Source organism: Rhodococcus sp. 14-2496-1d (assembly GCF_002259365.1).
In the GTDB taxonomy this organism is placed as follows: Bacteria; Actinomycetota; Actinomycetes; order Mycobacteriales; family Mycobacteriaceae; genus Rhodococcoides.
On sequence record NZ_NPFV01000018.1, the window covers coordinates 1 to 13,618 of the forward strand.

Annotated in this window: 13 protein-coding genes; 7 read left to right on the forward strand and 6 right to left on the reverse strand. The window is 65.8% G+C overall.

The features are described from left to right. Positions 1–108: 108 nt before the first annotated feature. Together CH296_RS13460 and CH296_RS13465 are read right to left on the reverse strand one after the other, a co-directional pair. Positions 109–1,434, reverse strand: coding sequence for a serine hydrolase (locus CH296_RS13460; protein WP_094684993.1), 1,326 nt, complete (start codon positions 1,432–1,434; stop codon positions 109–111). A gap of 76 nt (positions 1,435–1,510) precedes the next feature. Further along, complete coding sequence (locus tag CH296_RS13465) at positions 1,511–2,698, reverse strand: lipase family protein (protein ID WP_256980445.1); 1,188 nt, start codon at positions 2,696–2,698, stop codon at positions 1,511–1,513. A gap of 140 nt (positions 2,699–2,838) precedes the next feature. Here CH296_RS13465 and CH296_RS13470 point away from each other — a divergent pair, with 140 nt between their 5' ends. Continuing rightward, positions 2,839–3,276 (forward strand): OsmC family protein, encoded by a 438-nt coding sequence (locus CH296_RS13470; RefSeq protein WP_032397201.1) that lies wholly within the window; start codon positions 2,839–2,841, stop codon positions 3,274–3,276. Between the two features lie 175 nt (positions 3,277–3,451). Beyond that, positions 3,452–5,758, forward strand: a complete 2,307-nt coding sequence (locus CH296_RS13475; protein ID WP_094681982.1) for a bifunctional diguanylate cyclase/phosphodiesterase — start codon at positions 3,452–3,454, stop codon at positions 5,756–5,758. A gap of 17 nt (positions 5,759–5,775) precedes the next feature. On the opposite strand, the gene CH296_RS13480 is transcribed toward CH296_RS13475, so the two are convergent. After that, positions 5,776–6,087, reverse strand: a complete 312-nt coding sequence (locus CH296_RS13480; protein ID WP_045198600.1) for an antibiotic biosynthesis monooxygenase — start codon at positions 6,085–6,087, stop codon at positions 5,776–5,778. Between the two features lie 36 nt (positions 6,088–6,123). Here CH296_RS13480 and CH296_RS13485 point away from each other — a divergent pair, with 36 nt between their 5' ends. Both CH296_RS13485 and CH296_RS13490 read left to right on the forward strand, forming a co-directional pair. Beyond that, positions 6,124–6,861: an alpha/beta fold hydrolase gene (locus CH296_RS13485; protein ID WP_094646744.1), complete on the forward strand. Its 738-nt coding sequence runs from the start codon at positions 6,124–6,126 to the stop codon at positions 6,859–6,861. Positions 6,862–6,866: 5 nt separating this feature from the next. Then, positions 6,867–7,676, forward strand: coding sequence for an alpha/beta fold hydrolase (locus CH296_RS13490; protein WP_045200899.1), 810 nt, complete (start codon positions 6,867–6,869; stop codon positions 7,674–7,676). Here CH296_RS13490 and CH296_RS13495 read toward each other — a convergent pair. After that, positions 7,673–8,557, reverse strand: coding sequence for an A/G-specific adenine glycosylase (locus CH296_RS13495; RefSeq protein WP_094684995.1), 885 nt, complete (start codon positions 8,555–8,557; stop codon positions 7,673–7,675). The two genes, CH296_RS13490 and CH296_RS13495, sit on opposite strands and share 4 nt — an antisense overlap. Before the next feature lie 90 nt (positions 8,558–8,647). Here CH296_RS13495 and CH296_RS13500 point away from each other — a divergent pair, with 90 nt between their 5' ends. The 3 genes from CH296_RS13500 to CH296_RS13510 all read left to right on the forward strand — a co-directional run bounded on the left by CH296_RS13500 (position 8,648) and on the right by CH296_RS13510 (position 11,002). Beyond that, a complete protein-coding gene (locus CH296_RS13500; RefSeq protein WP_032397417.1) occupies positions 8,648–9,274 on the forward strand; it encodes a carbonic anhydrase in 627 nt (208 codons plus the stop codon). 90 nt (positions 9,275–9,364) lie between these two features. Continuing rightward, positions 9,365–10,111, forward strand: coding sequence for a hypothetical protein (locus CH296_RS13505; protein WP_094684997.1), 747 nt, complete (start codon positions 9,365–9,367; stop codon positions 10,109–10,111). A 15-nt stretch (positions 10,112–10,126) separates the two neighbouring features. Continuing rightward, positions 10,127–11,002: a hypothetical protein gene (locus CH296_RS13510; RefSeq protein WP_094659644.1), complete on the forward strand. Its 876-nt coding sequence runs from the start codon at positions 10,127–10,129 to the stop codon at positions 11,000–11,002. Here CH296_RS13510 and disA read toward each other — a convergent pair. After that, on the reverse strand, positions 10,999–12,084 hold the full coding sequence (gene disA, locus CH296_RS13515; protein WP_032397195.1) for a DNA integrity scanning diadenylate cyclase DisA: 1,086 nt from the start codon (positions 12,082–12,084) through the stop codon (positions 10,999–11,001). The genes CH296_RS13510 and disA overlap by 4 nt on opposite strands. Positions 12,085–12,209: 125 nt before the next feature. Then, positions 12,210–13,607 carry a DNA repair protein RadA gene (radA, locus tag CH296_RS13520; protein ID WP_032397194.1) on the reverse strand — a complete coding sequence of 466 codons (1,398 nt, stop codon included), beginning with the start codon at positions 13,605–13,607 and terminating at the stop codon, positions 12,210–12,212. Positions 13,608–13,618: the final 11 nt, after the last annotated feature.

Sequence of the window (13,618 nt, forward strand, 5' to 3'; positions counted from 1 at the left end):
CGCCCACCCCCCGCCCCGTTCGCGTCAATGGACCATTGCACTCTTCAGACGTATGTAGTGGTCCATTCACGCAGATCAGCTCCGCGGGTGAATGGCACATTGCAGCGCTCAGACGTGTGCAGTGGTCCATTGACGCAGGACCCGAGCGCCGAGGGCAACGGCAATGACAACAAGTTCGGCGAGCAGGATCCAGAACAGCAGCGCGATGTCTGGAGCCCAGCGGGCCAGTGTCGAGATCGGCGCATGGGCGAGTGCGGGCAGCGAAAAGTACAGCAGTCCAGCTGCGCCGAGGGCGGCCAGTGCACGCGCGGGTGCCCATCGTCCGGGAGCGGTTCGGAATCCGAGGAGCGCTCTCGTCGCACAGATCGCCAACAGCACCGCCAGGATGGTCGACGCGATCAGTGCTACTTCGTACGGACCGAAGCCGGCGGTACGAGGGTCGTCCATGCCGAAACGCGTGAGCACGAGGGAGCGGGCAGCCGAGGCCAGAGCATCGGCCTCGAGCTCGCCGTATCTGTTGGTCGCGAACACCACAGCCAGGTGTCGTTCCGGAACGAGTGCAACGTGAGTGAAATAGCCGGGGACCGCCCCGGAATGCCACCGCATCTCGGTACCGTCGGGCAGCGTTTCGACGTACCACCCGTATCCGTACGCCGCCCCCGAACCCGTCGGCACCGTATCCGGACTGTTCGACGCCGGAGCGGTCAGTTGGCTGGATGCATAGCGTGAGAGTTCGTCGATGGAACCGCTCAGGTAGCCGTAACCCATTCCTGCGGAGTCGATTTCGGTATCGATTCTTCGGGGGAAGGTGAAGAACGGTACGTGGCCGGGTGCGACGGTGTCTGCGGTGTGCACCCCGGTCTCACGGGCGACGACGTCGGCGAAAGGTTCGGCGGTGGCCTTCTCGACGATCGCTTGCAGCAGTAGGTAGTTCAGGCTCGAGTAACGGAAGGTGCCGCGTTCGGCGGCCCTGACGTCCAGGGCGGGGAGGATGTCGAGCGCTCGCTCCGTGCGCCCCCACACGTCCAGTTCGGTCACATCGTGCGGGAGGCCGCTCGTGTGGTGGATCAGGTCGTCGATCGTGACGTTGTCCGGAAGGATCGAATCGCTCTCCGGCAGAATCGAATTCACGGATCCATCCAGCGTCAGGGCTCGGTGTTCGGCGAGTGAGTACACCGTGGCCGCCGTCACCGACTTCGATACCGAACCCCACACGAACGGAGTCGTCTCGTCGATCGGCGCACCGTCTCCGTCCACCCCGTACTCGACGTTCTCCAAGACCTCGTGCTCGGAGACGACGCGGAACGCGACTCCCGGCAGTCCGAGTTCGTCTGCGACGGCTCGGATGTCCGACGCCACGCCGGGGTCCGGTGGGGTGGGGGAGCCTGCGGTCAGGACCGCTACGACGGTCAGCAGGGCGTGGACGATGCGCATGATGGGAGTGAATCAACCTCATCGCGGTCGACGCCTCGGTGAACACCCTGATTTCACACCTGAGATCAGCTTCCGCCTATCGGGTCGTTCCTGCAAGCTCCACTCCTGCGCGGACGAGGCCTGCGATCCAGGGCATCACGTCGTCGTAGGCCGCCAGGGATCCGGGTAGGTGGTTCGCGCCCTCCACCGGGATGGCCGGCAGATCGTATTCGCGGTAGGTGACGTCTGCGCCCAGATCGCGCCAGCGCCCGAGCAGGGTGCGGCTCTGCTCGACGGGCACGGTGTCGTCCTCGACTGCGTGCGAGAGATACACCGGCATGGCAGGGGCGATGCGCCCGACGGTGTTCGTCTCGGTGATCTCGGCCAGCACCGGGTTGCTCAGTTGCTCGGTCAGTGGTCGGCCGTCGCGGGTGAGCTCGGTCGTTCGTACGGTTACGGTGGCCGCGGGGTCGGTGGTGCACCAGTTCTGTGCGGCGTCGAGCGCGGCGATCCCGTCGGAGTCGAAGAGGTCGCGGATGCCTGCCGCTCGTTCCGGGTAGGCGTTGATCATCCCGTCGACCGTGAAGAGCGCGGCGCTACCGAGGCGGGTGTTGTCGAGCGTGTCGATGTTGAGGGTCGGATCGGCCGGTGGCGCACCGACGTACGCTCCCCGGACGTTCAGCTCGGGAGCGTAGGTGGAGGCGAGTTCGGCAGCGGATGCGGACGCGAACCCGCCTTCGGAGTAGCCGAACAGCACCACCGGGGTGGTCGGCTCGACGTCCGCTGATCTGGCGGCGTCCAGCAGAGCACGGCCCGAGGCGATTCGGTTCAGGTACGTGTGCCCGCCGGGGGTGCCCAGGCCCTGGTAGTCGGTCGCGACGACGCGATATCCGGCCAACAGCAGCGGCAGGATGGCCGGGGACGAACCGACTGTCCCGAGAACAGCCGATCCGGCGCAGCGGTCCGCCATACCGGAGGTGCCGGGCGCGTACGCGATCACCGGCCGGGGTCCGGGGCCGACCCACGGAGCGGTGGGGGTCATGGTGTAGCCGGATACGACCATGGGCTGATCGTGTGTGTCGGTGGACCGATAGAGAATCCGCTCGATGTCGAATCCGAGACCGAACCCTTTGGGCGAGTTGACGGGCCGGCTTCGGACCACCTCGCCGAGCGTCGCGGTGTCGACCGCCGCAACCGGCGCGTCGTAGAAGTCCGTCAGAGGGCTCGCGCCGGCCGTCGGCGTCGAGAATCCGGCGATCGCGATCGACAGGATCGCGGTTGCCACGATCGTCGCTGCGCGCGGGCAGTTTCTCGATTGTCGCACCCGTCGTGTCGACATCTTCGCACTCGGTAGCCCGGTCACCCCGCTGACGTTAGCCTGAGAAACAGGCCCACAGAGGGTCGACTACGAAAGGATTCGGTTCGATGCCAACTCGTACTTCACGCACAGCTTGGAACGGAACGCTGGAACAAGGTTCCGGTCAAGTCGAGCTGTCCAGTTCCGGCGCGGCGACTTTCGATGTGTCGTTTCCCAAGCGCGCCGCCGAGAACGCCGACGGCACCACCAGTCCCGAGGAATTGATCGCCGCGGCTCACTCGAGTTGCTATGCGATGCAGTTGTCGGCGTTGATCGCCGAGGCGGGCGGCACCCCACAGAGCCTCGAGGTCACCGCCGATGTCTCGCTGGGTCCCGATGAACCGGGTTTCAAGCTGACCGGCATCAAACTCACAGTGCGGGGCGAGGTCGAGGGTCTCGATGCAGACGGCTTCGCGAAGGCGGCTCAGGCGGCAAAGGAAACCTGCCCCGTCAGCAAGGCTCTCACCGGTGTCGAGATCACATTGGACGCGGCTCTCGAAAGCTGAACGGACAAATCGCCCGATGTGAGACTGGCGAACAATCGTCAGGTTTGAAATAGTTCGTTACTCGACCCATCTGCAGGGTGATTCGGTTACGAATCGTGTTCAAACGTCGGGTTCGATCGGCTGATGCGTACGTTCGGGGTATGCACCGACCGGCCTAGGAAGGATCAGCCCCACCATGTTGTGGACGCGCTTCCTGGGCCTCGGTGTACTCGCCGTAGCGGCGTACGCGATAGCCCCTCCCGGCATACCCCAGGGTGCGATATACGCAATCGTGCTTCTGGCCACAATCGTCGCGTTCGTCTACCGCTACTTTCGGGAACCCGGGCCGGACAAGCGGACGTGGAGGTACATGGCCGTCGGCGTCGGCTCCTGGGGTATCGGCGACGCGCTGATCGCGATGGTGCAGGTCAGCGGGGGACGAGTATCGACGTTCTCCTCGTCCGACATCTTCTACCTGTTCGGCTATCTGGTGATCGCCGTCGGCTTCGCACGAGCCGCCGACGAGAACGGGCTCGTGTTCGGGTGGGAAGAACTGCTCGAGTGTCTGGTTGTTGCAGTCGGTATCGGACTCGCCACGTGGGTGTTCGTCATCCCCGGCGATTCGACGCTGTCGTTTCCGTCGGCGATGGAATTGTGGCCTGCCACGGTCTACCTCACCATCGACGCGTTTCTGCTCACGCTCGTCGGAAGTCTGTACCTGCTGACCCGCTCGACAACGGTGCCGTTCCTGGCGGCAGCGGCCGGAGTCGTGTTCCTGGTGTCTGCCGATTTCGCGTCCTATGCCACGGTCGACTCGTCCGAGCTCTACCGTTCGACTCTCCTGAACACGCTGTGGTTGGCCGCGTACGTGTGTTTCGGAGTGATCGCCTTGCACATTCCGGAGCGGGCGGTGTCGCGGGTCGACCGGTCCAGCCCGTTCAGATTCGGGCGTGTGAGATTTCTCGGACTCGCGGTCGCGGTCGCCGTGACACCCCTAGCGATGGCAATTCAGTTGGCCCGCGGGGTCCCCGTCCAGCAGTGGGGGTGGGTGATCGTGCTGTCGTCGGCGATGATCATCGCGCTCGTCGGGTGCCGTATCGCATACTTCCTCGAGACGCTGCGGCGGCAGGCCGCAGTGCTCGAGGACGTGGCTCGGACGGATGCGGTGACCGGGCTGGCCAGTCGCCGCCTGCTCCGAGAGCGGTTGGACACGATGCTCGCCGGACGCGGCGAGTCGGACGTATTCACGCTCGTGGTGGACATCGACCGCTTCGCGCAGATCAACGAGACCTTCGGGTACAGCGTAGGAGACAGTGTCCTGCGCGAGATCGGTCATCGCCTGGTCGCATCGGTGCGATCCGACGACCTCGTCGGACGGCTCGGTGGGGATCAGTTCGTCGTCGCCATGCGCAGGCGTCCCGGCCAGATCGACGTATCGGACACTGCCGAGCAACTCCAGTTCGCAGTCAGTAGAACGATGTTCGTGCACGACATCAACGTGGCACTCGACGCGACGGTCGGAATCGCAGCCATAGAAGTCTGCCCGGCGGCCTCGGGTTCGGGTTCGGCGACCGTGTCGATAGACGGCGAATCGATGCTGCAGCGGGCGCACGTGGCCCTGACTGCCGCGAAGGCGGGCCACACTCGTATCGGTCGCTACGAACCCGACATGGATCGCGACCGACACGATCACATGCGGTTGCTGGGCGAACTCGACAAGGCCATCGGTGACCACCAGCTTCGAGTGTTCTTTCAGCCTTGCCTGGATCTGGAATCCGGCAGTGTCGATCGCGTCGAGGCGTTACTGCGGTGGCAGCACCCACGTGAGGGTCTGATCGGACCGTCGATGTTCCTGCCCGACGCCGAGCGCACCGGTATGTTGCCCGCCATCACCGCCCTCGTGCTCGACGAGGCCTTGGCTCAGTGCAGCGAGCTGCGTCGACGTGGAGTCAATTTGTCTGTCTCGGTGAATCTTTCGGTGAGAAACCTACTGGACGAGACGCTCACCGAACAGGTCGCGGCCGCGCTGGCGAAACATTCGGTTCCCGCGCATGCCCTGGAGTTCGAGGTCACCGAGACAACGGCGATGACCGATCCGGTGCGCTCGGTGAACGCGTTGACGTCCCTTCGTGGCCTCGGCGTCACCATCGCGATCGACGACTACGGCACCGGCTACAGCTCGTTGGCCTATCTGCAGACTCTGCCGGTGCAGACTCTCAAGATCGACCGCTCGTTCGTGTCGAAGATGAAAACCGAAGAGACCGACGCATCGATCGTGCGCTCGACCATCGACCTGGCTCGAAGTCTCGGGGTGCGGGTGATGGCCGAGGGAGTCGAGGACGCGGGCACGTTGGACGCGCTCCGAGAATTGGGCTGCGACGGTGCTCAGGGCTACTTCCTCGGCAGGCCGATGCCGGCCGAGTTCCTGGCCGAAGCTGTGGCGAAACTGGATTCGCAGATGCCGACGAGACTCGAATGGGAGCTCGCCCGCGAACGCATCTGAGCGGACGCGTGCGCTCTTCAGGACGCGGCAGGCACGTCCAGTACGACCTCGAATTCGAGCAGGGATGCTCCGGACGAGACCGGCTTCGCAGAACTGGCTCCGGCGTGAGCCTCCCGCGACGGTCCCGCCGACCATGCCTGGAACGACTCCTCGTCCTCCCATTGGGTGACGACGAAGTATCGCGACTCGCCCTTGACCGGCCGCAGCAGTTGGAACCCGAGGAAACCCGGGGAGCCGTCGACCGACCCGGCGCGCGCGGCGAAGCGCTTCTCGAGTTCGGGGCCCGCGCCCTCGGGTACGTCGATCGCATTGATCTTCACAATGGCCATGCCCGCGAGATTACTCCGCCGATATGCTCGGTGGTGATGCTCTACGACGAGGGTGGATCCGGCCGTTCGATTCTGCTGCTGCACGGGCTGATGGGCAGCGCCGCCACCTGGCGGCGGCAGGTTCCGTGGCTTCGAGAATTCGGGCATGTGCACTCCTACGATGCGCCGGGGCATCGTCGTCCTGCGCCGACCGAGCTCACGACCGAGTTCTTCGTGGCCGACCTGCTCGAGCATCTCGAGGCATTGGGTCCCAGTGTGTTGATCGGCCATTCGATGGGCGCACTGCACGGTTGGTGTGCCGCCGCCGAGCGCCCCGACCTGGTTTCCGCCATGGTGGTCGAGGACATCTCTCCGGATTTCAGGGGACGGACCGCCGATGATTGGGCAGCGATGATGCGGGCGTGGCCGCAACCCTTTCCCGACGCCGATGCGGTGCTGGCGTTCTTCGGAGATGTTGCGGGACAATACTTTCTGGATTCCTTCGTGCGAAGTGACGATGGCTGGCACCTGCACGGTGAGGTGGACGTCTTCGAGGCGATCTCGCAGGAGTGGGGGACTCGACACTTCTGGGACGAGTGGGATGCCGTCGACGCTCCGGTGTTGCTGATCGAAGGTGAACACACCATCACCCCGGCCGGTCAGATGCAGCGAATGCACTCGGGCAAGCCCGGATCGGCGTACGTGCGGATCGAGAAGGCGGCGCACCTGATTCACGACGAGGCACCCGAGGGGTATCGCACGGCGGTGCAGGAGTTCCTGCGCGCACTAGGATGATCCGAATGCCGCTCGCGAAGCTCAACGGAATCGACCTCAACTACGACGTCACCGGCGACGGTCCGCTGGTGGTGTTGGTGATGGGTACCGGTAGCCCGGGACGCGTGTGGCGAACCCATCAGGTTCCGGTGCTGGTGAAGCAGGGGTATCGGGTGGTGACCTTCGACAATCGGGGTATCGCACCGTCTTCCGAGTGCGCGAGCGGAATGACGCTCGACGATCTGGTCGCCGACACCGCTGCCCTCATCGAACACCTCGGTGGCGGGCCTGCACGCGTCGTGGGCACCTCGATGGGAGCGCGCGTGACGCAGGAACTGGCCTTGGCCCGGCCGGATCTGGTGTCGCATGCAGTGATGATGGCCACCTTCGGCAAGACCACCACTTTTCGTGCGCAGATGTCGAAGGGTGAGAAGGATCTTCACGACGCCGGGGTCGAACTCCCCGCGTCGTATCGGGCGGCGATGACTGCGATGCAGAACTTTTCGCCGAAGACCCTCGCCGACGACTCGGCGATCGGTGATTGGCTGGCGATCCTCGAATACTCCGGTGGCAGAAAGACTGCGGGTATGCGTGCGCAGATCGGACTCGAAATGCGTTCAGGGACGGACCGATTGGCGGCGTACCGGGCGATCAGGGCGAAATCTCTGGTGATCGGATTCGCCGACGATCGCATGATTCCGGTGCAGCAGTGCCGCGACGTCGCCTCCGCGATACCCGGTGCGCAGTACGTCGAAATCGCCGACACCGGTCACTTCGGATACCTCGAACGCCCCGATGCGGTCAATGCTGCGCTGGTGGAGTTCCTGGCGTCCTAGCCGTCCGAGCCCTCGCCCGCGAGGGCGAACAATCCCGATTCGGTTTGTTCGATCAAGCCGTCGGTGAGCAGTGAATCGAGAGCTCGGTCGCGTTGGGTCGGGTCGGTGGTCCAGACGATGTCCAGCTGAGCGCGCTCGACCGGTCCGGTGCTCTCGCGCAGCACCGACATGAGCTTGCCGCGCACCTGACGATCCGTCCCCGCGAACTTCTGGACCTTCTTGGCCGGGCCGGTGTGCGCGGGCCTGCCTGCCTCGATCCAGGCGCACTCCGGCAGTGGGCACAGCAGGCAGGCCGGATTCTTGGCTGTACAGATCAGTGCGCCCATTTCCATCAACGCCGCCGAGTAGCGGGCGGCGCGCGGGACGCTCTCGGGGAGCAGCTGTTCGACGTCGGCCAGATCCCGCGAGGTCGAGGGATTTCCGGGCTCGGCATTGCCGTGCATCGCACGCGCGACGACGCGTCGAACATTGGTGTCCACCACAGGAACTCGCTGACCGTAGGCGAAAGTCGCGACCGCCCTTGCGGTGTATGCGCCGATGCCCGGCAGACCCAACAGAGTCTCGACGTCGGTGGGCACCTCGTCGCCGTACTCTTCGGCGAGCACCCGGGAGCACTCGTGCAACCGCAGTGCTCGACGCGGATAGCCCAACTTGCCCCACGCGCGGAGCACTTCGGCCTGCGAGGACGCGGCCATCGCCGACGGCACCGGCCAACGCTGCACCCACTGCTCCCAGATGGGCGCGACCCGCACCACCGGCGTCTGCTGCAGCATGATCTCGCTCATCAGGATCTGCCACGCGCTGACGCCGGGCCTTCGCCACGGCAGGTCGCGTCCGTCGGTGTCGAACCACCCGAGCAGTGCGTCGGCATCGATCGGCAAGTGGTCGCCCTTCTCGTCGTGTCTGTGATCGGTCCCAACAGTAGTCAACCCGACTCGCCGGTAACTCGATCCACGTGCACAATGAAACCCATGCCTGCTTCGAATCCGATCGCTGCCTGGAAGTCACTCAAGGAAGGCAACCAACGGTTTGTCTCCGGAGAGGTCCTGCACCCGTCGCAGGGTATCGAGGATCGCGCCCGCCTCGAGAGCGCTCAGCATCCCGGTGCCATCCTCTTCGGCTGCGCGGACTCGCGTGTTGCTGCAGAGATCATCTTCGATCAGGGCCTCGGTGACATGTTCGTGGTGCGCACGGCAGGCCATGTCGTCGACTCTGCGGTTCTGGGCTCGATCGAGTACGGCGTCGCGGTGCTGAAGGCGCCGCTGATCGTGGTGCTCGGCCACGATCATTGCGGTGCAGTCAAGGCGACCGTCGACGCCCTCGAGAGTGGCGACGTACCCGGTGGCTACATCCGCGACGTCGTCGAACGCGTCACCCCGTCGGTGCTCTCGGCCCGCCGTGACGGCTACCATGCCGTCGACGAGTTCGAGGCCCGCCACGTCGAGGAAACCGGAAATCTGCTGATGCAGCGTTCCCGAATCGTCGCCGAGAAGGTCGAAGCCGGAGAGCTCGCGATCGTCGGGCTCACCTACCAACTGTCGAAGGGTCATGCGCAGTTGCGTGAGGTGATCGGCGACATCGGCGAAATACCAGCCTGAACCACTCCGATCCCATCTCGGTGAGTTCGCTGACGCGACACGCCGCGTGGGCTCAGGGATAGCGTGGCCTCGGCCGCATACGGTTGATTCGTGTTGGAACCGACCGGGCCTTTGCCTCCCGAAATCTACTGGCGACGCCGTGCGCTCGCCATCGGTGCGGCCGTTGTCGTCCTCGGATTGATCGTGTGGTTCATCGCCTCGCTCAGTGGCGGTTCCGACGACACCGAGGCCGCTCCTGCAGGTGTCGTTGCGGCTCCGGCGACGTCCTCGGCTCTGCCGTCACCCAGCTCCTCTGCCTCCGATGCGGATTCCGCCGGTGCAGGTGGCTCCGGTGGCGGTTCGGGTGGATCAGGTGGTTCCGGCGGCTCGGGTGGAGCCACCGACTCCGCTGCCGGTGGTGGCGCAGCTGCGACCACCAGCGGCGCGCCGGCTCCGGTGATCGCCAATCAGTGCTCGGATCAGTCGCTCGCGATCAAGGTGACGCCGGAGCAGGCCACCTATCGGCTGGGCGAAGAGCCCGTGTTCACCGTGGTCATCACCAACATCGGCTCCACCGAATGTCAGCGCGACGTCGGTGCCGGTCTGCAGCAGGCGCTCGTCTACACCCTCGACAATCAGCGCATCTGGTCCAACATCGACTGCTTCCCCAACGCTGCTTCGGATCTGCGCACCTTCAAGCTCGGCGAACAGGCCGGCTTCACCGTCAAGTGGTCGGGTACCAACTCGGTTCCCGGCTGCGGCGAAGAGCGCATCCCGGTCGGCGTCGGTGCCTACCAGGCGATCGCCCAGCTCGGCGAGCTCAAGAGCGCGCCGGAGCCGTTCAACATCACCGGCTGAGTACGGTCGACTCTCATGACCACCTCGACAGCACTCGCCCGAGCGGCCTACAAGACGCTCGAACCCTTCCACGTCACCGCGTACTTCAATCCCGAACTGGGATCGGCGTACGAGGACACCGGCCTCGACGGGCACGCCTGGTACGTCGGAGCTCGGGCTGCTCCGATGGGTCCGTGCGCGCCGAGTGTCGTCGCTGCTGCGTTCTACAACTTCAATCCGGTACTGATCGAGCGTGCGTGGCCTGCCGCCGTGGCCGTCGGACTGGACGCGGTGTCCGATCGTCGGTGGGCCCTACTCGACTCCGTTCTCGGCACGGCTCTCGGCTCCCTGGCGGACGACCCTGCGCTCACCGAGTTGGCGGGGCGTCTGGGCGATATCGGCGACACCGCCTCGTTCGCGGGCCGACCGCTCGCCGCGGCGTGGCACTCCGCCGCTCGACCGGAGGTACCGCATCTGGCCCTCTGGCACTCGATCACCGTCCTCCGTGAATGGCGCGGTGACGGCCACCTCGCCGCGCTGATCGACGCAGAACTCGATCCAACGGAAGCGGCCGTCTTCCACGAGGCCGACCGGCCGAACCCGCAGCCCGGCCGTCGGGCGCTCGGCAAGCGCATCACGCAGCTCACCCGGGAATGGTCCGAGAGCGAATGGGGTTCTGCCGCAGAACGACTCGCTGCCCGTGGACTGCTCACCGTCTCCGCCGAGGGCGAGACGTTGACCGACGACGGCGTCGCGCTCGATCAGCACATCGAGGATCGCACCGACATCATGGCGTCGGCCGTGTGGAGAGACGTCCCCGATGCCGAGGAGTTGATCACGAGCGCACGACCGTACGTGAAGGCCGTGATCGATGCAGGCTTCCTGCCGGGGACGAAGAAGAAGGCGTCCTAGTCGTACGGTCCCGAGATCGAGGCCTCGGCCAGTCTGGAGAGGCCTTCGCGGATGTGACGGGCCCACAGTCCACCGATGCCGTCGACGGACTGCAGGTCGGCCGAGGTGGCCGCGAGTAGCCCCTGCAGGGTGCCGAACGCGCCGACGAGTCGGTGAATCTGGCTGAACTGCAACCGCGGAACTCGGGTGAGCACCCGGTACCCGCGGGGGCTCATCGGGGTGTCGAGGGCCTCGATGGTCGCGGGATATCCGAAGGCTCGGGCCAGCGTCGTCAGATCCAGCAGATCGACGTCGGTCAGCTTGTCCAGTGCGGCGAGTGCCTTCTCGACTCCGGTGGTGCTCGACGGTTCGTTCCCGGCGAGGTAGTCACGGACGATCAGTTGGCGATCGACGTCGTTGTCGCCCAACAACTCTTCGAGCTGGAGCGCGAGTTGCCTGCCGTCGGTGCCGAGTTCCAGGACGTTCTGTTCGATCTCCACCGACACTCGCCGCACCATCTCGAGGCGCTGCGCGACGGTCAGGGCATCGCGCAGGGTCACGAAGTCCTCGATCTCGACGACCGAGAGTTGACGGGTGTTGTCGTCGAGCCTGGCCTTGTAGCGCTCGAGGGTCGCGACGGCCTGATTGGCGCGCGAGAGGATGGTGGCCGAGCCCTCCACGACGTGCCTGACGCCGCCGATGTAGACGCTGACGATGCTCATCGACTGGCTCACCGAGACGACGGGGTAGCCGGTTTGCATGGCGGTTCGCTCCGCGGCGCGGTGCCGGGTGCCGGATTCGACGGTGGGGATCTTGTGGTCCGGTACGAGCTGCACATTGGCCCGGACGATTCGTTTGCCGTCGGTCGAAAGTACTACTGCGCCATCCATTTTCGACAGCTCGCGAAGTCTGGTCGGCGCGAACTCGACATCGAGCTCGAATCCGCCGTCGCAGATGGCCTCGACCTCGTCGTCGTATCCGAGGACGATCAGGCCGCCGGTGCGGCCGCGCAGAATTCGCTCGAGACCGTCGCGCAGGGCGGTTCCCGGTGCGAGCCGGGCGATGGTCTCGCGCAACGCTGGGGACGGCGTGGTGCCCTCCATGGCCAACCCCCTCGTGTCGTCTCGGCGTGCGGCGTGGTTGCTGCCCGTGCGGGCGATGCATGTCTGCGGATAAAGAGTACTGCGCAACTACGTGCAGGCAGCCCGACAAAGAATACTGCCCGGTGTCATACGGGCCGCATACGCGTGTAGGTCAACGCCTCGCCGACGTTGGTGACGGTCTTGACCTTGATGCCGTCCGGTATGGGGCCTGCGTCCTCGGGGACGATGGCGTAGTTGAAGCCCAACCGCGCGGCCTCGGCTAGACGGCGACCCAGTCCGGCGACGCGGCGCACCTCGCCTGCCAGCCCCACCTCGCCCAGAATCACCATGCCCGGGGGCAGCGGCTGATCGCGGACCGCCGACGCCACGGCCGCAGCCAGCGCGAGATCGGCGGACGGTTCGCTGGTGCGCATGCCGCCGACCGTCGCCGCATAGACCTCCGCCTTGGACACCTTGACCCCGCAGCGGCGTTCCAACACGGCCAGGATCATCGCCACGCGGGCGTGATCGAGCCCGCTGACCGCGCGCCGGGGCGACGGCATCGCGGTGTCCACGATCAGTGCTTGCAGCTCGGCCAACAGCGGCCGTTTGCCGTCCATCGTGACGGTGACGGCAGTGCCGGGCACGGCGTCGCCCCGATGATGCAGGAACAGCCCGGACGGATCACTGATGCCGACGATCCCGGTTTCGCGCAGCTCGAAGCAGCCGACCTCGTCGGATGCGCCGAACCGATTCTTGACGCCGCGGATCATCCGCAGAGTCGAGTGCTTGTCGCCCTCGAAGTTGAGGACCACGTCGACGAGGTGCTCGAGCGAGCGCGGACCTGCCACCGCGCCCTCCTTCGTGACGTGCCCGACGAGCAGCACCGCAACCCCGGTCGTCTTGGCCAGCGTGGTCAGCGCGCTCGTGATGGCGCGAACCTGGGTGACACCGCCGATGACGCCGTCGACGTCCGCGGCGAGCATCGTCTGCACGGAATCGACGATCAGCAGGCTCGGCTCGACCTGCTCGACGTGGCCGAAGACGGTGGCGAGGTCGGACTCGGCGGCGAGGAAGACGCGCTCGTGTACCGCGCCGGTCCGATCGGCACGCAACCTCACCTGACCCGCCGACTCCTCGCCCGTGACGTAGAGCGCTCGGCGATCGGGTGCCGATCGGGCCCACCGATGCACCACCTCCAGCAACAGCGTCGACTTGCCGACTCCGGGCTCGCCGGCGAGGAGCACGACCGAACCGGGGACGAGGCCGCCACCCAGAACACGATCGAACTCGTCGATTCCGGTGGTGTTGGCCTGCGAGGTGGCACTGCTGATGGTCGTCAGAGCTGCAGCGGGCGTGGTGGGAATCATGGCCCCACCGCCCGAACGAAGGGCCGATGCGCCTGCGCGTGTGGCGAGCGGAGCAGCGGTGGCCTGGACTTCGTCCATCGAGCCCCAGTCACCGCACTCGGGGCAGCGACCGACCCATTTGGAGACCGAGTGACGGCACGCGGAGCAGCGGTAGCTCGACTTCAGTTTGACCACGCCGCGAGCCT

Excerpts from the sequence above, each read along its gene's own strand:
- CH296_RS13460 (WP_094684993.1), bottom strand. The coding sequence starts at position 1,434 with ATGCGCATCGTCCACGCCCTGCTGACCGTCGTAGCGGTCCTGACCGCA.
- CH296_RS13470 (WP_032397201.1), top strand. The coding sequence starts at position 2,839 with ATGCCAACTCGTACTTCACGCACAGCTTGGAACGGAACGCTGGAACAA.
- CH296_RS13475 (WP_094681982.1), top strand. The coding sequence starts at position 3,452 with ATGTTGTGGACGCGCTTCCTGGGCCTCGGTGTACTCGCCGTAGCGGCG.
- CH296_RS13480 (WP_045198600.1), bottom strand. The coding sequence starts at position 6,087 with ATGGCCATTGTGAAGATCAATGCGATCGACGTACCCGAGGGCGCGGGC.
- CH296_RS13485 (WP_094646744.1), top strand. The coding sequence starts at position 6,124 with ATGCTCTACGACGAGGGTGGATCCGGCCGTTCGATTCTGCTGCTGCAC.
- CH296_RS13490 (WP_045200899.1), top strand. The coding sequence starts at position 6,867 with ATGCCGCTCGCGAAGCTCAACGGAATCGACCTCAACTACGACGTCACC.
- CH296_RS13500 (WP_032397417.1), top strand. The coding sequence starts at position 8,648 with ATGCCTGCTTCGAATCCGATCGCTGCCTGGAAGTCACTCAAGGAAGGC.
- CH296_RS13510 (WP_094659644.1), top strand. The coding sequence starts at position 10,127 with ATGACCACCTCGACAGCACTCGCCCGAGCGGCCTACAAGACGCTCGAA.
- disA (WP_032397195.1), bottom strand. The coding sequence starts at position 12,084 with ATGGAGGGCACCACGCCGTCCCCAGCGTTGCGCGAGACCATCGCCCGG.